The sequence below is a fragment of the Arthrobacter sp. 35/47 genome (assembly GCF_000520475.1).
Lineage (GTDB): Bacteria > Actinomycetota > Actinomycetes > Actinomycetales > Micrococcaceae > Arthrobacter_D > Arthrobacter_D subterraneus.
In genome coordinates, this window is sequence record NZ_KI914593.1 from 1 (window position 1) to 19,270 (window position 19,270).

The window sequence follows — 19,270 nt, forward strand, 5'->3', positions numbered from 1 at the left end:
ACCCGGGCTGGTCCCGCAGGCTCCGCCACAGTCCGAGGAGTTCGGGTGGGAGTCCGGCTGAGGTGATTCGCCGTTCCACGGCCGCGCTCCGGCCGGACAGGAGGACCCCCCGGACCGGATTGTGCGGAGCGTCGGCCGGGGCGGGGCGCTGGAACGCGGTCACGAAGTGCGCGAGGTCAGCAGCCGCGCGGGCACGGTCGGCCGGTTCAATGCCTGCCGCGGGGGTTCCCTCCACCCAGCGCGTGATGGTCCAGTACCAGGGAAAGGACGACGACGGCGCGCCCGTCCGCAGCGGAACCGGCACCGACACCGCAAGCCCGTTCGCCAGCTCGGGCAGCCACCGCTGTTCGTTGCGAATCAGGCCGGCGGCGGCCCGGCGGCGCGGCAGACGGACGGCGAACCCGTTGCCGAGGCGGAAGATGGCGTTGTCCCAGCCGTTGGCGACCGGGGTCAGCGGCAGGTGCGCGAGGTCCGGGTGCTGTGCGGCGAGCAGCCGCCGGACCAGCCCGGCGGTGATGTCCACCTCGGCTGCCGGCATGTTCGCCACGTCTACTCCGCCCGTCAAGGGAGCAACCTGGACTGGCGTGAGCGGAGTACTGCCCACCTGTGTCCAGGTTGCTCCCATTCCTGTCCGGTCTAGCCTTCGACTCCGAGGCGTTCCAGGATCAGCTGGCGCACCCGGCCGGCGTCTGCCTGCCCGCGGGTGGCCTTCATGACGCCGCCCACGATCGCGCCGACCGCCTGCAGCTTCCCGCCGCGGATCTTGTCGGCGACATCCGGCTGCGCGGCGAGAGCGCCGTCGATCGCTTTCAGCAGGGCGCCGTCGTCGGAGACGACCTCCAGCCCGCGCTGCGCCACCACTTGGGTGGGCGTGCCTTCCCCGGCGAGGACGCCGTCGAGCACCTCGCGGGAGAGCTTGTCGTTGATCCTGCCCGAGTCGATGAGGCCCTGCAGCTCCACGATCAGCGCCGGGGTGACACCCAGCTCTGCAGGTTCGACGTCGGCGACCTTGGCCCGGCGGGAGATCTCGCCCATCCACCACTTGCGCGCGGTGGCCGGCTTGACGCCCGCGGCGATGGTTTCCTCGATCGAGTCCATGACGCCGGCATTCACCACGTCGCGGAACTCCGCGTCAGAGTAGCCCCAGTCGGCCTGCAGGCGCTTGCGGCGGGCGGCAGGAGGTTCGGGAAGTTCGCTGCGGAGCTTCTCGATCCAGGCGTCATCCGTGACCACAGGCACCAGGTCCGGTTCCGGGAAGTACCGGTAGTCATCGGCGTCGGACTTGGGGCGCCCCGCCGTCGTCGACCGGGTGTCCTCGTGCCAGTGGCGGGTTTCCTGGGTGATGGTGCCGCCGCCGTCGAGCACTGCGGCGTGGCGCTGGATCTCGTAGCGGACCGCGTGTTCGACGGCGCGCAGCGAGTTCACGTTCTTGGTTTCCGTGCGGGTGCCGAACTTCTCCTGGCCCTTGGGCTTGAGGGAGACGTTGGCGTCGCAGCGGACGTTGCCGCGTTCCATGCGGGCATCGGACACCCCGAGGTTCTTCACGATCTCGCGGATGGCGGCGACGTACGCCTTGGCCAGTTCCGGTGCGCGCTCGCCCGCTCCGACGATCGGCTTGGTGACGATCTCCACGAGCGGAACGCCGGCACGGTTGTAGTCGACGAGTGAGAACTCCGCACCCTGGATCCGGCCGGTGGCGCCGCCCATGTGGGTGAGCTTGCCGGCGTCCTCCTCCATGTGCGCCCGTTCGATCTCCACGGTGAACACGGTGCCGTCGGCGAGCTCGATGTCGATGGTGCCGTCGTAGGCGATCGGCTCGTCATACTGCGAGGTCTGGAAGTTCTTCGGCGTGTCCGGGTAGAAGTAGTTCTTCCGGGCGAAGTGGCACCGTTCGGCAATCTTGCAGTTGAGCGCCAGGCCGATCTTGATTGACGACTCCACGGCCACCCGGTTGATCACCGGGAGGACGCCGGGCAGGCCCAGGTCCACGGGGGTCACGTTGGTGTTCGGGGTGTCACCGAAGGCGTTCGGTGCACTGGAGAACATCTTGGTCCGGGTGTTCAGTTCCACGTGGACCTCGAACCCAAGTACCGGATCGAACTTCTCCATGGCCTCTTCGAAGGACAGGATGTCAGCGGTTGCAGTACTCATTTACTTTCCTCCACCAATCTCGGGTGCCTGTGCCAGCAGCGGGCCGCCCCAGGTGTCTTCGAGCAGCGCTTCCAGTGCGGCGCCGGCCCGATAGAGCCGTGCGTCCTGACGTGCGGGGGCCAGGAACTGGATGCCCACGGGCAGGCCGTCGGCCAGGCCGCCCGGCACCGAGATACCCGGGACACCGGCCATGTTCGCCGGGATGGTGGCGACGTCGTTCAGGTACATGGCGAGCGGATCGTCCAGCTTCTCCCCCAGCTTGAAGGCCGTGGTGGGTGCGGTGGGCGAAATCAGGACATCGGCCTGGGTGAACGCGGCGTCGAAATCACGCTGGATCAGGGTCCGGACCTTCTGCGCGGAACCGTAGTAGGCGTCGTAGTAGCCGGCGCTCAGCGCATAGGTGCCGAGGATGATGCGGCGCTTCACTTCGTCTCCGAAGCCGGCGGCGCGCGTGGCTCCCATGACGCGTTCAATGGTGGGAGCGCCGTCGGGCACCACCCGCAGACCGAACCGGACGCCGTCGTACTTGGCGAGGTTGCTCGACGCCTCCGACGGCATGATCAGGTAGTAGGCGCCGAGGGCGTACCTGAAGTTGGGGCAGGAAACCTCGACGACGTCGGCACCTGCCTGCCGCAGCAGGTCCAGCGCTTCCGTGAAGCGCGCCTGGACGCCGTCCTGGTAGCCCTCGCCCTGCAGCTCCTTGATGACGCCGATGCGCAGGCCCTTCACGTCGGCATTGCGGGCGGCTTCCACCAGGGCGCCTACCGGATCGGTCAGGGAGGTGGAATCGTGGGGGTCGTGTCCGCCGATGACCTCGTGCAGCAGCGCGGAGTCGAGGACCGTACGCGTGACGGGGCCGATCTGGTCCAGGGAGGACGCCATGGCGATGGCGCCGTAACGGGATACTCCGCCGTAGGTGGGCTTCACGCCGACGGTGCCGGTGACGGCGCCGGGCTGGCGGATGGATCCGCCGGTGTCCGTGCCGAGGGCCAGCGGCGCCTCGAAGGCGGCGACGGCGGCCGCCGACCCGCCGCCGGAGCCTCCCGGAATCCGGTCAAGGTCCCAGGGGTTCCGGGTGGGACCGTAGGCCGAGTGTTCCGTGGAGGAACCCATGGCGAACTCGTCGAGGTTGGTCTTGCCGAGGATCGGCATCTTCGCGTCGCGCAGGCGCCTGACCACGGTGGCGTCGTACGGGCTGTGCCACCCCTCGAGGATCTTCGAGCCCGCCGTGGTGGGCTGGCCCTTGGTGACGATCAGGTCCTTGACGGCGATGGGTACGCCGGCGAGCGGATGCATGGCGTCGCCGAGCGAACGCTCCTTGTCCACCTCGGACGCGACGAGCAGCGCCTCGTCCGTGTTGACGTGGAGGAAGGCGTTGATGGCCGGGTCCACCTCGCCGATGCGGTCAAGGTGGGCCTGGACGGCTTCGACGGCGGAAACCTCGCGGGAGGTGAGCTTCTCGGCGAGCTGGGCAGCGCTGAGCCTGGTCAGATCTGTCATGGTCTACTCCCCGTCCAGGATGGCGGGGACCTTGAAGCGGCCGTCCGCGTTGTCGGGGGCGCCGCTGAGGGCCTCCTCGTTGGACAGGGTCTCCCCGATGACGTCATCCCGGTACACGTTGCTGAGCGGGATCGGGTGGCTGGTTGCCGGGACGTCGTCTCCGGCCACTTCGCTGACGGTCTTGATGGAGTCGACAATGACGGAGAGCTCGCCGGTCATCCGGTCCAGCTCCTCGGCGCTCATGTCGATGTGGGCGAGCCGGGCAAGGTGCGCGACGTCCTCACGGGTGATCTCGGGCATGTTTCTCCAGGATCTTGAAATGGTCTGGGTTTCGGGTTCTAGTCTAAGCGCGGCGCGGAACAGTGCTGTCCGTTCCGGCGCCGGCCCGATCCCGTTCCAGCACCAGCCGGAAGACCCACAGCTCGATGTCCGTGCCGGGTACCCACCAGTCCCGGCTGGGCACCCGTTCGAAGCCGAGCGACTCATAGAGCCGGTGGGCGCGGGCCATGTCGGTTCCGCTGGTCAGGCTGACAGCGGAAATCCCCTCGAGGCTCCGTGCGTAGTCAATGATCCATTCGACCATCCGCCGTCCGAAGCCGCCCCGCTGGACCGCCGGGTCCACCGCGAGCATCCGGAACTCAAGTTCCCCGGCAATCGCGATGTCCGTATACCGCTGGCCCTCGAACGTGACGGCGAAGGAGCCGACCACGGTTCCGTTTTCCTCCGCGACCCATACCTCCGCGTGCTCGGCCCGGTGTTCCACGTCGGTGAGGATGCGGACGTACGGATGGAGCGGGTCGGTGAAGTAACCGGCATGGAGGTAGGCATCACGCGTGATGCGGCGGACGTCGTCGTAATCGGCAGCCGTTACCCGGCGGATGGTGAAGCTCATGGCACAGGCCCTACCCTCGAAAAGGAACCCGGGAGGATGTCTCCCTACAGAAAGTTCAGGATCTCATCAAACACGTCGTCGGGCACTTCCTCGGGGAGGTAGTGGCCGGCGTCGAGCGCTTGGCCGGAAACGTTCTTGGCCACTGCGCCCCAGAGGGCCAGCGGATCAAACTGCCTGCCCACCACGCCGTGCCGGCCCCACAGGATGCGCAGCGGGGTTTCGGCCAGCAGCCCAAGGTCCCTGTCCTCGCGGTCATGATCCAGGTCCACGGTGGCCGACGCCCGGTAGTCCTCGCACATGGCGTGCACGGCGCCGGGGCGGGACAGGGCAGCCACGTAGCGGTCGAGGATCTCCGGTGGGAAGGGGGCCAGGCCGGCGTACCGGCTGCCCATCAGGTTCTCGACATAGGCGCGCGGGTTCGCCTCGATCAGCGACTCGGGCAGCGGGTGCGGCTGGATCAGGAAGAACCAGTGGAAGTAGCCCTCGGCGAAGGCCCGGTTGGTTGAGGCATACATGTCCAGGGTCGGGGCGATGTCCAGGAGCATTGCGGCCGAGACCAGGGACGGATGATCGGCAATCAGCCGGTGCGCCACGCGGGCGCCCCGGTCGTGGGCGCACACGGCGAACTTCTCAAAACCCCGCTGGGCTCCGAAGTGTTGCATCAGCAGCACCTGATCGCGCGCCATGGTGCGCTTGCTGTAGGCGTGGTGGTCCGGGTCAGCGGCCGGGATCCCCGAGGAGCCGTAACCACGCAGGTCCGGGATGATCACGGTGTAATGCTCCGCCAGCCGGTCCGCGATCCGGTGCCACATGAGGTGCGATTCCGGGTGCCCGTGGAGGAGCAGGAGCGGCGGCCGGGACTCCCCGGTGTCACGGGAGATCCGGCCTGCGATCCCGACGTCCCCGAGGGGCACGGAGAACTCGTCGAAAGTCTCGAACATGCAGCACTACCCGCGCTTCCTCAATCGTGGTGGATGCCACCACAATATCGGCGTCTAGACCGAAAGCTTGTAGACGTGCAGGGCGAAGGAGTCGGTGAGCATGAAATCCCGGGCAGGGATACGGGTGAAGTTGAGGGACTCGTACAGGGCGTGTTGCCCGTTCATCTGCGGTGCGATGGTCAGGACCACTCCGGACAGGTCCGGATCCCGGCGTGCACGCTCGATGACTTCCTCGACCAGCCGGTGTGCGATCCCCTTGTGCTGTTCGCCCGGTTCGACCGCGAGCATCCGGAACTCAAGTTCACCGTCATGGGCCACATCGCTGAAGTCACCGCCCGGGCGGGTCACGAAAACCGAACCCACAATCTTCCCGCCCGATTCAGCGACCAGCAGGGATGAGCCCGCGTGCCCCTCCTCGATCGCCGCCAGGATGTGGTTGAAGGCGTACTCGTCGTCAATGTATCCCGCGTTGGAATAGGCCTCGACGGTGATCCGCCGGATCTCCGCGAAGTCATTCCTGTCCGCAGACCTGACCGTAATGTCCATGAACGCCTCCTCATGCGTCGGGACTGATGATCCGAGTGTGGCAGACCAATGGCACTTTGGCCCCCGGCGAATGCAACGATCAGATTAATTCGCCCGGCTGCTGGTAAACCCGGTCAGGCCCTGGATTCCAGCTGCTTCGCCAGATCGAGGACCGGCTGCGGGCCGGCGGCCGTGAAAGCGGAGAAACGCTCGGTTTCGTCGGGCCCCGCATCCAGCACCGAGGACAGGTCCGGACGCAGGACGGCAACTCCCGCCTCTTCGGCGATCAGCGCGCCCGCCGCCCAGTCGTGCTCATTCAGGGCCCGCTCCACATAGGCATCCAGCGTGCCGTCAGCCACCATGCACAGGTCAAGCGCGGCCGAGCCGATCCGCCGCAGGTCGCCGTGACCGGCCAGCAGTTCGCCCAGCTCGCCCAGCTGCTGGGAGCGCTGCGCCGGGTTATAGGTGAATCCGCTGCCCACGATGGTGCCCGCCCGGCCGGCGACCGGACCGTGGAGCTGCCGCACCGTGCCCCGTTCACGGACCCACGCCCCCTGGCCGCGCGATGCCCAGTACACCCGGTCCAGCGCAGGTGCGTGCACGACGCCGGCCAGCCAGTCGCCGTCGTGATCCACCGCTGCCACGGAGGTGCAGTAGTAGACGATGTTCCGGATGAAGTTGGTGGTTCCGTCCAGCGGGTCGATGGACCAGCGGATGCCGGAGGGCTGCCCCTCGGGCACCGTGGTGCCGTATTCCTCGCCGGTGATCGCGTCGTGGGGGCGGGAGCGCCAGATGACGTCCCGGACGGCGCGTTCGGCAGCGGTGTCGAAGGCGGTCACCCAGTCGCTGTCCGAGCTTTTGTTTTCGGCCTGGAGCTCGCCCTCGCTGCGGGCCTCAAGCACTGCGGCGCCCGCGGCCGCGGCCTGCAGGGCAACGTGCAGCAGCTCGGCCGGGCTGGCGCTGGGAGTCATACGTTTCCTTCCTCAAGCAGTGTGCGGAATCCGTCCTCATCGAGGATGATCAGGCCCAGCTGCTCGGCCTTGTCCAGTTTGGTGCCGGCGTTCTCTCCGGCGACCACGTAGCTGGTGTTCTTCGACACCGATCCGGAGGCCTTTCCCCCGCGCCGGATGATTGCTTCCTTGGCCTCGTCGCGGCTGAACCCCTCGAGGGATCCGGTGACGACGACGGTGAGTCCCTCGAGCGTGCGCGGCACGGATTCGTCAACCTCGTCTGCCATGCGGACCCCGTCCTCGGCCCACCGGTCGACAATCTCGCAGTGCCAGTCCTCCGCGAACCATTCCTTCAGCGCCGCCGCGATGGTGGGCCCGACGCCGTCAACGTTGGCCAGTTCCTCCTCGCCTGCGCTGCGGATCCGGTCCATGGAGCCGAAGGCGGTGGCCAGCGCCCGCGACGCCGTCGGTCCGACGTGCCTGATGGACAGTGCAACGAGCACCCGCCACAGCGGCTGGGACTTCGCCTTCTCCAGTTCGGCGAACAGTTTCCGGGTGTTGGCGGTGGGTTCGGAGGGCTTTTTGGCGGTGCCGCGGGTGTAGAAGTACGGGACCAGCTCCTGGCCGGTGACCACGCCCTTGACTTTCTTGTCGCGAAGGATGCGCACGTCCGCGAGTTTTTCCGGGGTGAGCCTGAACAGGTCCGCTTCCGTGGTCAGCGGCGGCACTGCGGGCTCGGCGGGCTGGGTGAGCGCAATCGCCGCTTCCCAGCCCAGCGCCTCGATGTCGAAGGCGCCGCGCCCGGCGACGTGGAAGACCCGCTCGCGCAGCTGCGACGGGCAGGATTTCGCGTTGGGGCAGCGGATATCGACGTCGCCTTCCTTGGCCGGAGCCAGCGGTGTTCCGCAGGACGGACACTCGGTGGGCATGACGAACTCGTAGGGCGGCGGGTCCTGCTGCGAACGGAGCGCAACCACCGGGCCCACGATCTCGGGGATGACGTCTCCGGCCTTGCGGAGCACCACGATGTCGCCGATCAGCACACCCTTGGCCTTCACGACTTCCTGGTTATGCAGGGTGGCCATCTCCACGGTTGAGCCGGCCACCTTGACGGGGACCATCATCCCGTAGGGCGTAACACGGCCGGTGCGGCCCACGTTGACCCGGATGTCGAGGAGCTTGGTGTTCACTTCCTCCGGCGGATACTTGTAGGCCACCGCCCACCGGGGTACCCGGGAGGTGTGCCCGAGGGAGCGCTGCAGGGCGAAACTGTCCACCTTGATAACGATCCCGTCGATTTCATGCAGCAGGTCATGGCGGTGCTCGCCGTAGTGGCGGATGAAACCGATGACCTCCTCATACGTTTCGAGGACCTTGAAGTAGGGCGAGACGGGCAGCCCCCACTGCCTGAGCAGCCCGTACGTCTCCGACTGGCTTTCCGCCTCCAGGCCCTCACGCGCGCCGATGCCGTGCACGTACATGTCCAGCGGCCGCTGGGCCGTGAGTGCCGGGTCCTTCTGCCGGAGGGAACCCGCCGCTGCGTTGCGCGGGTTGGCGAAAGGGGCCTTGCCGACCTCGACCATGGTCTCGTTGAGCTGTGCGAACTCCTTCGAGGGGAAGAACACCTCACCCCGGATTTCCACCTCGGCGGGGTGGTTGGAGCCGCTGAGCTTCCGCGGGATGGTCTTGATGGTGAGGACGTTGTGCGTGATGTCTTCACCGGTTGTGCCGTCGCCGCGGGTGGCGGCGCGGACCAGCTCACCGTTGCGGTACAGCAGGTTGACCGCGAGGCCGTCGATCTTCAGTTCGGTCAGCCAGGACACCGTACTTCCCGGGCGCTGCGACTCGATGCTCGCCTCGGCGCGCCGGATCCAGGCCTCAAGCTCGGCGGTGGAGAAGACATCCTCCAGGCTGTACATGCGCTGCAGGTGCTGTACCGGTGCGAAGGCGGCCGACACATCACCGCCGACCTCCTGGGTGGGTGAATCATTGGAGATCAGCTCCGGGTGCTCCGCCTCGATCTGCTCCAGCCGGCGGAACAGCGCGTCGAACTCGGCGTCCGAGACGATGGGCGTGTTCTCGTTGTAGTAGGCGAAGCGGTGCCGCCGGACGTCCTCGACGAGCCGGCCGTACTCCTCCTTCAGCCCGGCGTCGGGCTCTGCACCGGAGGGCGGTTCCACCTCGGGACGTGCTCCGGATTGCGTATCGGCATGTTGGTTCACTGTGGCCACGCTTCCTATCTTGCCCCAGACCCCCGACACTTGCCCCGCGCCGGAGTTTTTGTCCCTGGGCGGTTAACGGAAACAGCCCGCAGCCGAAAGCTGCGGGCCGTTGCCGTAAAAAGGGAGCCTACGCGTTCGAGGTGGCTTCCTGGTCCTGGCGGTTGCGCTGGACGGTGGCGCTGACTTCCTGCAGCTGCGCTGCGATCTGGGTCAGCTGCGCACGGTGGGTTTCCCACTCGCCGCGGAACCGCTCGGAGTCCGGGCCAACCCAGGCGGTGTTGCCGAGCTGCTGGGTCAGCTGGTTGGCGGTCTGGTTCAGTTCTTCGGACTTCTGGGTCAGCAGCTGTGCCAGCTGCCCCATCTGCTCCGGGTTGTTACCGTGCGTAACGTTGCTCATTGTCCCCACCTTTCGTCTGTGGCGGTCCGGCATTTCCGGAACCTCCCTGCCCTGCCGGTGTTCCCGTCTCCGGGGCCCCCGACCGGGCGACTGGTTACAACCTATCCAAGCCCTTCGCCGGGTGTCGATGGGGACCGCTCCCCAAGGAGCGCTACCCAAGGAGCGCTACCCATCCCTGCCGCGCCCCGCGGGCTGCGGTTCAGTCCAACCCGCCCATCGTGGTGGCGACCTGGACCCGGTAGGCCTTGCCCCTGCCGATGACGTATCCGCGCCCCGGGATGAAACGGTTGCCCGCCGTCCTGCCAAGGGAGGTGTTCAGGAGGGTATCGCCGTCGAGCTCGTTGGGGTTGAGCAGCAGGCCCCGCCTGCCGGCCTTGAACGGCCCGGACAGGTTCCAGGCGCTGGACCACGTTGAGGTCTCGGCCTCGCCGACCACCCACTGGCCGGCCTTCACGGCAGCCTTCACCAGCGTGGACAGTCCGAGTTCCGCCGGCGAGTCGGTGAACTCGGTGAGACCCTCGATGAAGAACGCCACCGAGCCTTCCGGCCCGTCCACCAGGGAAGTGAGCCTCGACAGCTCGGGCTGGACCAGTGCCGCGGTGGCATACGCCTCGTCCCAGAGACCGAGGGACGCCACCGTTGAGCGGCGCGAGCCGAGATAGATCCGCCGGACGTGCGGCGAGGACTTCTGCAGCGCCGCCGCCAGCGTCACCAGGGCGACCGTGCGCCCGGACCCGGGCGGCCCGGACACCATGAACGCTCCCGTGGCGGCCACCGCCGCCGGTTCGAGGTTGAAGTCGTCAACCCCGATGACGGCAGAACCGGTTTCACCGGCGGGCAGCACGTCGAGGTCGATTGATTCCGGGAGGCTGAGGACCCCCGGTGCCTGCCGGACCCCCTGGCGCAGCATCGCCTCCCGCATGCGTTCCACCTCGCGGGCCTGCAGCTCGAGGTTGGCGTTCCCGCCGAACACGGCAAGCTGCACTTCCTGCCCGTCCAGCAGGCCGCGCCCAGGCGGTGAGGTGCTCGAGAGCACATCGCGTGGCACCCCGAGGGTCGAGTAGTCGTCCTTTCCCGCCATCCGCAGGATGATCCGCCGGCTGATGGAGGACGCCAACGACGGCGGCAGCGAGTTGGTGCGCTCACCGGTCACGACAATGTGGACGCCCATGGGACGGCCGTCGGTGGCGATCTGCTGGAACAGTTCGAAGTGGCGTTCGCGCCCCTTGAACTCGTAGGTTTCGCGGAAGGTGGTGATGCCGTCCACCAGGAGCAGGATCCGCGGTTCGTCCGGTTTACCGGCAAGCCGCCGGTACTCGGTGATGGTGCCGGCACGCACTTCGGCGAAACGGTCCGCCCGCTCGTTGATGATCCCGCGCAGGTACCTGAGCAGCCGGCCGATCCGCTCGGAATCCTCACCGTCGAGGATTGCACCGACGTGCGGCAGCTGCGCCAGCATCTGCAGGCCGTTGGACGCGCAGTCGATGCCGTAGACCTGCACGGGACCGCCGCGCACCGTCACCGCCGACCCGATCGCCAGCGTCCGCAGCGCCGTCGATTTGCCGGACCCGCCGGAGCCCAGGATAGCGAGGTTCCCGTCGACGTCGGGCTGGTAGGACACGGTGGGCTGCGCCTGGTGTTCCGGATCATCCACCACGCCCAGCAGCAGCGACTCATCGGTGCGGGGGTTCGGCAGCTTCGAGAAGTCATAGGCCTCCGCGAGTTCGGCCAGCCACGGTTTACGCGGCGGCCTGATGCCCAGTTCCACCGCCGCCTGCGAGACGTTGGCGACGATGCGGGCGATATCGTTCGCGCCGCCCGGCTCGGCAACGGACTCCCCCGCGGCGGATTCCCACCGTGCCCCGGACCCGAAGTTCATCTCCACCACGTCGATCCGCGGGCGCGCCGGTTCCCGGGTGGTCCAGCCGCCGGCATAACCGGTCTGGAAGCTCTGGATGCGGCCCGGCCCCGTCTTCGCCGCTCCGCGTCCGGGGATGGAGGGGCTGAAGTAGGCAGCCATGGGGGTGCCGAGGATGTCCTGCGAATCGTCGGTGTCCGCCATCCGCAGCGCGATCCGCAGGTTGGTGTTGGCCCGCAGGTTGTCCTTGATGACGCCGGAGGGACGCTGAGTGGCGAGGATGAGGTGCAGCCCGAGTGAGCGCCCGCGGGCGGCGATGTCCACCACCCCGTCCACAAACTCCGGAACCTCACGCGCCAGCGCCGCGAACTCGTCCACCACGATGACCAGCGACGGCGGTGTCTCCGGATCCGCCTCCCGCTCCATCGCCAGCAGGTCCTTGGCTTTCTTGCGGTTGAAAAGGTGCTCGCGGTGGTGCAGTTCGGCCCGCAGCGAGGTCAGCGCCCGGCGCACCAGGTGCGGTGAGAGGTCCGTGACCAGTCCGACGGTGTGGGGCAGGTTCACGCAGTCGGCAAACGCCGCGCCGCCCTTGTAGTCGACAAACAGGAAGGTCAGCCGGTCCGGGCTGTAGGCGGCCGCCATCCCGAGTACCCACGACTGCAGGAACTCTGACTTGCCGGCACCGGTGGTCCCGCCGACCAGCGCGTGCGGACCCTCCGTCTTGAGGTCCAGGTACATGGGTTCGACGCCCTTGGACCCGACCAGCGCGCGCAGCGATCCCTGGTGCTTCCGGTTGGGCACCGCCCGCGAGGCCACCGAGTTGTTTTCCGTCCAGCGGTCCGCGACCGCCGTCGTCTCCTCCATCAGTTCGTGCCCGGCAAGCGTTACATAGGACACCGCGCGCGGAAGGTCCGAATCATCCTCCACCGGTTTTCCGACGTCGACGACGGGAGTCAGCATCCGTGCCAGCTGGCCGGCCAGCTCAAGGTCCACGCTTTCGCAGCTCACCGGCGTGGACAGCTCACCCAGGCGCACCTGCCCGCTGACGTTCGCCGCGTCGCCGTCGACGAACAGGAAGTCGCGGCAGGCGGCGGGCAGCGCCGCCACTGTCCCGGCCACCCACAGGACATGGACCCCGACGTCGGCTCCCGCCTCAGCGACGCGGGTCAGCCGGGCGCGGTCCACGGTCACGTCATCCTCGACGATCACCAGGACCGACGGCGTCACGGGCGCCGGCAGATCCAGCTCCCTGGCGGGATCGAGGCGTCCGCGAAGCGCCGCGGAGGTCCGCTCCGCCGAGCGCACCGACACCAGGTCTTCCAGCCGGGACAGCAGCAGCCCGGCCGCGGCGGGACCGGCCGCCAGGTGGTCGCCGCCCAGCGGGCTGTGGACGGATCCGGTGTGCGGGAGCCATTGCAGCCACCCCCACCGCTCCTTCGACTGGACGCTGGTCAGCGCGACGACGGCCAGTTCCGCCGGCGAGTGGAGCCCGATGGCCTGGATCACGAGGCCTCGGGCGACGCTGTCCACCACCCCGCGGGCACCCGCGACGCCGAGCGCACCGGACAGGCGCAGGTTCGCGACGATCGGCACATCGTCGATGTAGGCGTACTCCTCGGCCGCGTCGCGGATTTCCTCCGAGTACTCGGGCATGGTGTCGGACCCCGCAGGTTCCGAGAGCTCTATCCGGGAGGGCGCACGGCCGGTACCGAAGCGCAGGGTGAGGAAGAAGTCGTGTTCGGGTCGGTGCGTCCACAGCAGCGGACCGAGTTTGTAGATGGCATCGACCGTGTCCGCGACGGAGGGTGCCTCGGCGTGCCGGACTGCCCGCTCCACCTTGCGGGTCCGGTCGATGTCGCTGCGGAAGAACGCCATGGATGAGTGGAACTGCGCCACTGCTTCGCGGAACGTCCGCTTCGCCGTGATCCGCTGGTCAAGGTAACTGCCCACCAGGATCATCGGCATCATCAGGATGAAGATGAGGCTGAACGGGCTGCGGGTGATGGAGAACATGATGGCGCCCAGCAGGATCGGCGCAATCAGCAGCAGGTAGGGGAACCGCTGGGGGTTCGGCCGCCGCGGGCCCGCCGGAAGCTGCTTCGGTTTCTCCGTGAACGCCGGCACCACCCGGGGCGAGCGGTTGAACTCGACCACCGGATTGGTGGGGTCCGCCGAGTAGGCGCGGGTCAACGGCACCACGGCCACGGTGGTGTCGCCGAGGGTAATCTCATCTGCGCTGGTCAGCGACGTGCGCTCTACCCGCGTGCCACCCATCAGCAGCCCGTTGGCCGAGTTGGTGTCGATGATCTCGATGCCGTCCGCGACGTTGATGCGGGCGTGGCGTTTGGACATCATGGGATCGGAAAACCGGATGTCGCAGTTGCGGTCCCGGCCGAGGTAGCTGGCTCCGGCGGGCAGGGAGAATTCCTTGCCGGCGTCGGGTCCGGACAGCACGCGGAGGGTGGCGACGGCGGGGCCGCGGTCCTGGCCCGGCACGTTGAACTGGTCGCTCACGCGGCTGATGGTCACGGTGGAACCGGGACGCAGGCCGGATTCGAAGAGGCTCACCGTGGGATTCAGTGCCCGGCCGCGCATGCCACCGGCCACGTAGGACTCCTCGACGGTCAGCGAGAGCTCCCCCGGCGGTTCTGCTCCCGCGCGTCCCGGGTCGGCGACGTACAGTTCGCGGGCAACGTCGCTGACGGTTGCCAGCCCGTCCACGGTGACGGCGAGATCCTTCGCGGGGTCGGGGTCACGCCGCAGGGTGAGGCGCAGCAACATGTCAGGAACACTCCGGGTGGTTGGGAAGGACGGTCGGGTTGGGACAGCACGCAGACGCGTCAGTCCTCATCCGCTTTGCCCTTCATGGTTTCGAGCAGGTGCAGGTCTTCGGGGGTGACGATGTGGGAGGTCACCGCATGCTCAACCAGCCGCGCCCGCCGGTTGGTGGCAAGCTTGCCGCCGCCGCCGCGCAGGCCCACCACACCGACCCGGTCCAGCTTGTCGCAGACGTTGTCGAGCTTGCGGTTGAACTTGGTCAGCGCCCAGCCCAGGCGCTGCGCCGCCGCGGCCGAGGACGGGATGGAGCTGAAGCCCGTGCCCTCGCGTCGGAGCATCGGTTCGGCGAGGGCCACGATGAGTGCGCGCTGGGAATCGGTGAAGCGCACCGGGCCGATGGTGGTTGTCCCCGAGCCGTCGTCCACCTGGCGCTCCTGGCGGAACGCGGGGGTCTTGAGGTGCACATCGAACTCGTAGGTGGTGGGCCCGGCCGTGAAGACCACGCGGGTCTGCCCGAACACCAGCGGAATCCGCGCCCCCGGGGCCACCCAGGCCTGCATCCCGCCGGTGGTGTCCGCCACGGTCGCCGACAGCATGGTGCCCACGTTGTTCAGCCACCAGATGCCGTTCTGGCGGGCAATCTGGAGGAACTTCCGGTGCAGGTACGGGTTGTCATCAACCTCGAGGTCACCCTCGCGCCCGATGTTGAACGGCCCATCGTCCTTCGGCTCATGCCACTCGCCGCAGAAATCTATTGCCAGTTCCCCCACAGATGTTCCCTTCGACTCACTCAGGCCAGCAGGCACGTTCAGGCTCCGATGCAGTTCCGTTTGCCCGCACTATCTGTATATCAGCGCAGGTGGGTCCGTCCGGGTTGGCCACGACGGGGGCTTCGGTCTGTACTGTCCGGTCCCAGTCGCCTTCCTCCTGCACGGTGACCGTCCGGAACCGGTACACGTCCCCGTCCTGCGGATCGGGGTTGGTCCAGGTGAAGACCACAGCGTTGCCGGACTCCTCCGCGGTGATGTCCGTCGGCGTCGGGACAACTCCCTCGACGCCGGCGAGCGCATCGGGCGGCGGCTGGGTGGGCGGCGCCACGGCGGGCTCCTCCTCCGGCTGTCCGTTGAGGACCGCGAACGCGCCGAGCACGACGGCGGCAAGCACCACCAGTCCCAGGAGGATCCCTGCCAGCGGCCCCCGCTTCCGGCGCACCGGGTCGGGTTCCTCCGTTTCCGTTTCCGCGCCCGGCCCCGCGGGGCGGTGGACGGTGGTGTCCAGCCGCACCGAGTCGGCGTGCGGATCCCTGCCGCGCAGCACCGTGCGGTCCCGCCAGCCCTGGTCATCGGTTGCGTCGGTCTCGGCATCCGGCTGCGCTGTACCGGAGGAGGACCACGACGACGACGGCGACGTGTAGGTGGGCACGCCCGGCTGCGCCTCCCGGGCCGGTGCCGTCCGCGCGGCCGGCGGGAAGGTGGGTGAGAAGGTGGGCGATTCCGGGTCGATGGAGACCACCTTGCGCACCCGGGTGGCCTCGGCGCCGTCGTCGTCCTCGCGGACGTGTTCGGTGTCATCGAGCACTTCGAAGGGGGTGACCGAGATGCCCAGCTCCGTCTGGATTCGCTGCAGCGTCAGCGCGAATGAGTGCGCGGAGTCGTAGCGCGCGGCCGGGTTCTTCGCCATGGCGGTGGCAAGGGCGAGCTCGAGGGACTGCGGCAGGTCCTCCCGGCCGATCGGGGCGAGCGGCATGGACCCGATGCGGTCCATGAGCTGACGCTGCGAATTGTCCATTCCGGGGAAAACAAACGGCGAGCGCCCCGCAAGCAGGGTGTACAGGGTGGCGCCGAGGGACCAGACGTCCATCCGGACGCCGTCCACGGCGCCGCCGTCGAACGCTTCCGGCGGCGACCACGGGATGGACATGCCGAGGTCCTCGTCGGCGCCGCCGTCGGTGGTGCCGGAGATTCCGAAGTCCGTGAGCGCGGGACGGTTGTAGTCGGTCACCAGGATGTTGGCGGGCTTGATATCCCGGTGCACAATCCCGGCGCGGTGCGCGGACTCGACGGCGGAGGAGACCTGGACTCCGATCGAGAGGGTCTCCGCGAGGGACAGCCGGCCCTTGCGGTACCGCACGTCCAGGCTGGGCCGGGAGCAGTATTCCATTGCGAGATAGGAGTGGCCGTCATCGGTGATGTTGGCTTCGTAGATGGTGACGATGTACGGGTGCGTGGAGAGCTGGGCCATGAGGTTGGCCTCGGACTCGAATGCCTTCCGGGCACCCTCGGTGAGCAGCCCGGAGACCAGGACCTTGACGGCCACGCGCCGGCGGGGGCGGTCCTGCTCATACAGGTAGACGTCGGAGAAGCCGCCGGATCCGAGCAGGCTGACGTAACGGTAGCCGGGGATGTGCGGCGGCGGCGCGGCGGCGCGGCGTGAACTCATCGCAGGCCCTCGAAGCGCAGGAAGACGTCGTCGCCAAGCTGGGCGACGTCACCGTCGAGCAGGAACGCGCTCTCGCCCTCCCCCAGGCGCCGGGGCGGCTGGCCGGCGCGGATGAGTACCGTGCCGTTGGTGGCCTTGAGGTCGCACAGCAGGACGTGCCAGCCGTCGAGCCGGACCTCGACGTGGGAGCGGGAGATGTCGCCTCCGGCGCTTGTCACCTGCACCAGCTTCGGCATTCCGCTGCCCTGTACCCGGGAGACGGAGGGCTGCCGCCCAATGATCAGCGACTGGTCCAGCTCCACCACCTCACCGGTCGAGATGCGCATGGTGCCGAGGCTGGGGCGCCGGACCCGGCGCGGCTCGCCGTCCAGCGGCTGCGAACAAAGACCGCAGTCGGGTGCTTCGGGTGGGTTGGCGTGGCCCTGACCGCACAGCCGTGCCAGGACCAGCGGTCCTGTCCCCGGGCGGACGTCGGATCCGGGCTGGGATGTGGCTCCGGGCTGGGCGCTGGAGCCGGGCTGGGCACCGGAGCCGGGCTGGGCGCTGGAGCCGGGCTGGGCGCTGGAGCCGGGCTGGGAGGGCGCGGCCGTGGAAAGGTCGCTGCGCATGATCGTGTGGCCGTCGTGGTCGGAATCCTGCCCGGTGGAGGGCGGGGTTGGCGCCGGCTCTCCGTGCGGGACCGGCAACGGCGCCGCCGGGGAGTCGGGTTCGGGGCTCCTGCGGATCCAGGGTACGGAGTCGATCAACTCGCCGGGCGCGGACACCGGAATGGGCGCCGGAGCGGGTGTCGGACCGGGTTCGCTGGGCACTGCCGGCTCGGGTCTGGGTTTGGGTTCGGATTCAAGAACGGGTTCGGCAACAGGCGCCTCCGGTGAAGGTACGTCCGGAGCCGCAGGGAGATCGTCCTCTTCCGGCGGGCGCACGGCAGCATCCTCCACGCGCCGCACCACCGTCCGGTCCCACAGGTGGTCATAGCCGGTGGACTGCGACTCCGGGTCAGGGTCCTGCGAGTTCAGGTCCTGCACGAGCTGGTCCTGCACGCGCGGGTCCCGCCCGCCGGGAAGCTGCAGGTCCGGATCCTGGCCGCCGGCAGTACTGGCGCCGGGAGCGCCGTCGTCGTCGCTGGAGCCGTCGGCGGAGGTCAGGTACAGGCTCGGGTTGATGGTCGCTGATTCCTCGGCCTCCAGCGCACCGGTCATTGCCCGTTCGGGGTCAAGGTCATTCACGCTCACCCCGCACGCGCGGACAATGCCGGCCTCCAGCGGAAAGGCCGGAGCATCGTCGGCTCCGCGGGCAGGACCGGCACGCAGGGTGAACCCACCGCCGTCGATGATCCGCTCCGTCCAGGTGGTGACGTCCTCACCGGAGAGCTCGACCGGAGCGGCACTGCCGTCAGGGGCGACAGTCAGGCGCACCGCCCCGCGCAGCAGCACGTGCAGCCGGTCGGTGTAGGACACCACGCCGAAGGGAGGCATGGACTCGAGGCCCTGGCCGAAGCCGCCTGCGACGATCGGCAGGACCGCCTGCAGGTGCGGGTTCTCCCCGAGCTGGTTCCACAGCCGGTCCAGGACCTCCGGCGCCGTGCCCGCCGGCACCAGCACCACGACGCCGCCGCGCACCACGCTCAGCCAGTCCTCCCCGGGGAGGTAGCGGACACCGCTCACGAACGCTCCGCTTCCGCCTCGGCAGCGGCGGCTGCTGTATCCGCACCGATTGTCCGCGGCGCCGTGGTGTGCAGGTCGGCATCGCCGTCGGCGCCGTGCGCGTCCACCACAACCACCGTCACGTTGTCCCGCGCTCCGCAGCGCAGCGTCTCCTCCACCAGGGCGTCCGCCGTCTGCTGGGGGTCGGTCAGCGAGCTGAGCAGGCTGTAGATGCGCTCCTCGGGCACCTCGGTGCTCAGTCCGTCCGAGCAGATGAGAATCCGGTCCCCCACTTCCACGGGCATCAGCCAGTAGTCGGCCTCGGAGTCGTCGCCGGTTCCCAGGGCGCGGGTGATGACATGCCGGCGGGGGTGGCCCGCCGCCTGTTCCTGCGTGATGTGTCCCCGGTCCACCAGTTCCTGCACCTCGGAGTGGTCCACGGAGATCTGGCCGAAGCGGCCCTGGCTCAACCGGTAGGTCCGCGAATCACCGACGTTGAAGAACAGCCAGTACGGCATCCCCGATTCCTCGACGAGGACCACGCCGGACAGCGTGGTTCCGGCGCGGCCTCCCGTCTCGGCGCGGATGTGTTCATCGGCTTCCCGCAGCAGGTCCTCGAGGTCCGCGGCGGAAAAGACCGGGCTGTGCTCGCCGATGATGGCGCTCTCCCCGAGGGTCCGCACACAGATGCCGGAGGCCACCTCCCCTGCCTCGTGGCCGCCCATGCCGTCCGCCACGGCGAAGATCGGCTCCGATGCGATCAGTGAGTCTTCATTCAGTTGACGCTTGAGGCCGCGGTCGGTCGCGTACCCAACGGTGAGTTTGATGTCCCAGTCCTTTGCCTGTTCCTGATGATTCATGCCTGTTCCACCCTGAAGCTGCGGTCCCCGAAGTGCACGGTGGAGCCCGGTGCCGCCCAGTGCTGCTGTCCGCCCGGGAGCGGGGTACGCGCGCCGTCGGGGGCTGTCACCGCG

Annotated in this window: 15 protein-coding genes; all 15 read right to left on the minus strand. The window is 68.5% G+C overall.

Annotation, left to right across the window (positions count from 1 at the left end; genetic code table 11):
* Positions 1–538, minus strand: a 538-nt coding sequence (locus tag X803_RS0107775) for a phosphotransferase (protein WP_035778282.1), incomplete at its 3' end; no start/stop codon positions are given.
* A 98-nt stretch (positions 539–636) separates the two neighbouring features.
* Positions 637–2,151, minus strand: a complete 1,515-nt coding sequence (gene gatB / locus X803_RS0107780; protein ID WP_026544700.1) for an Asp-tRNA(Asn)/Glu-tRNA(Gln) amidotransferase subunit GatB — start codon at positions 2,149–2,151, stop codon at positions 637–639.
* Positions 2,152–3,651, minus strand: coding sequence for an Asp-tRNA(Asn)/Glu-tRNA(Gln) amidotransferase subunit GatA (gene gatA, locus X803_RS0107785; RefSeq protein ID WP_026544701.1), 1,500 nt, complete (start codon positions 3,649–3,651; stop codon positions 2,152–2,154).
* 3 nt (positions 3,652–3,654) lie between these two features.
* Positions 3,655–3,951, minus strand: coding sequence for an Asp-tRNA(Asn)/Glu-tRNA(Gln) amidotransferase subunit GatC (gene gatC, locus X803_RS0107790; RefSeq protein ID WP_026544702.1), 297 nt, complete (start codon positions 3,949–3,951; stop codon positions 3,655–3,657).
* Between the two features lie 43 nt (positions 3,952–3,994).
* The gene (locus X803_RS18585) at positions 3,995–4,543 is read right to left on the minus strand and encodes a GNAT family N-acetyltransferase (RefSeq protein WP_051470577.1); all 549 of its coding nucleotides are present in this window, start codon (positions 4,541–4,543) and stop codon (positions 3,995–3,997) included.
* A 44-nt stretch (positions 4,544–4,587) separates the two neighbouring features.
* Positions 4,588–5,484 (minus strand): alpha/beta fold hydrolase, encoded by an 897-nt coding sequence (locus tag X803_RS0107800; protein ID WP_026544703.1) that lies wholly within the window; start codon positions 5,482–5,484, stop codon positions 4,588–4,590.
* A 54-nt stretch (positions 5,485–5,538) separates the two neighbouring features.
* Complete coding sequence (locus X803_RS0107805; protein WP_026544704.1) at positions 5,539–6,030, minus strand: GNAT family N-acetyltransferase; 492 nt, start codon at positions 6,028–6,030, stop codon at positions 5,539–5,541.
* A gap of 113 nt (positions 6,031–6,143) precedes the next feature.
* On the minus strand, positions 6,144–6,980 hold the full coding sequence (locus tag X803_RS0107810) for an inositol monophosphatase family protein (RefSeq protein ID WP_026544705.1): 837 nt from the start codon (positions 6,978–6,980) through the stop codon (positions 6,144–6,146).
* Positions 6,977–9,139, minus strand: a complete 2,163-nt coding sequence (ligA, locus tag X803_RS18590) for an NAD-dependent DNA ligase LigA (RefSeq protein ID WP_051470582.1) — start codon at positions 9,137–9,139, stop codon at positions 6,977–6,979. The genes X803_RS0107810 and ligA overlap by 4 nt, the downstream gene beginning before the upstream one ends.
* 169 nt (positions 9,140–9,308) lie before the next feature.
* Positions 9,309–9,578 (minus strand): WXG100 family type VII secretion target, encoded by a 270-nt coding sequence (locus X803_RS0107820; RefSeq protein WP_026544706.1) that lies wholly within the window; start codon positions 9,576–9,578, stop codon positions 9,309–9,311.
* A gap of 199 nt (positions 9,579–9,777) precedes the next feature.
* Complete coding sequence (locus X803_RS0107825) at positions 9,778–14,217, minus strand: FtsK/SpoIIIE domain-containing protein (RefSeq protein ID WP_026544707.1); 4,440 nt, start codon at positions 14,215–14,217, stop codon at positions 9,778–9,780.
* A gap of 59 nt (positions 14,218–14,276) precedes the next feature.
* Positions 14,277–14,984: a flagellar basal body rod protein FlgC gene (locus tag X803_RS0107830; protein WP_026544708.1), complete on the minus strand. Its 708-nt coding sequence runs from the start codon at positions 14,982–14,984 to the stop codon at positions 14,277–14,279.
* A gap of 16 nt (positions 14,985–15,000) precedes the next feature.
* Complete coding sequence (locus X803_RS0107835; protein WP_026544709.1) at positions 15,001–16,653, minus strand: serine/threonine protein kinase; 1,653 nt, start codon at positions 16,651–16,653, stop codon at positions 15,001–15,003.
* Positions 16,650–18,317 carry a hypothetical protein gene (locus tag X803_RS18595; RefSeq protein WP_035778266.1) on the minus strand — a complete coding sequence of 556 codons (1,668 nt, stop codon included), beginning with the start codon at positions 18,315–18,317 and terminating at the stop codon, positions 16,650–16,652. Before X803_RS18595 ends, X803_RS0107835 begins: the two co-directional genes overlap by 4 nt.
* Entirely contained in the window at positions 18,314–19,156 is an 843-nt protein-coding gene (locus X803_RS18600; RefSeq protein WP_084033530.1) for a PP2C family protein-serine/threonine phosphatase, read from the minus strand. Before X803_RS18600 ends, X803_RS18595 begins: the two co-directional genes overlap by 4 nt.
* Between the last annotated feature and the right edge of the window lie 114 nt (positions 19,157–19,270).

What these genes read in the sequence shown, in the direction of transcription:
- gatB (WP_026544700.1), bottom strand. Translation starts at nt 2,151, where the DNA reads ATGAGTACTGCAACCGCTGACATCCTGTCCTTCGAAGAGGCCATGGAG.
- gatA (WP_026544701.1), bottom strand. Translation starts at nt 3,651, where the DNA reads ATGACAGATCTGACCAGGCTCAGCGCTGCCCAGCTCGCCGAGAAGCTC.
- gatC (WP_026544702.1), bottom strand. Translation starts at nt 3,951, where the DNA reads ATGCCCGAGATCACCCGTGAGGACGTCGCGCACCTTGCCCGGCTCGCC.
- X803_RS18585 (WP_051470577.1), bottom strand. Translation starts at nt 4,543, where the DNA reads ATGAGCTTCACCATCCGCCGGGTAACGGCTGCCGATTACGACGACGTC.
- X803_RS0107800 (WP_026544703.1), bottom strand. Translation starts at nt 5,484, where the DNA reads ATGTTCGAGACTTTCGACGAGTTCTCCGTGCCCCTCGGGGACGTCGGG.
- X803_RS0107805 (WP_026544704.1), bottom strand. Translation starts at nt 6,030, where the DNA reads ATGGACATTACGGTCAGGTCTGCGGACAGGAATGACTTCGCGGAGATC.
- X803_RS0107810 (WP_026544705.1), bottom strand. Translation starts at nt 6,980, where the DNA reads ATGACTCCCAGCGCCAGCCCGGCCGAGCTGCTGCACGTTGCCCTGCAG.
- X803_RS0107820 (WP_026544706.1), bottom strand. Translation starts at nt 9,578, where the DNA reads ATGAGCAACGTTACGCACGGTAACAACCCGGAGCAGATGGGGCAGCTG.
- X803_RS0107825 (WP_026544707.1), bottom strand. Translation starts at nt 14,217, where the DNA reads ATGTTGCTGCGCCTCACCCTGCGGCGTGACCCCGACCCCGCGAAGGAT.
- X803_RS0107835 (WP_026544709.1), bottom strand. Translation starts at nt 16,653, where the DNA reads ATGAGTTCACGCCGCGCCGCCGCGCCGCCGCCGCACATCCCCGGCTAC.
- X803_RS18600 (WP_084033530.1), bottom strand. Translation starts at nt 19,156, where the DNA reads ATGAATCATCAGGAACAGGCAAAGGACTGGGACATCAAACTCACCGTT.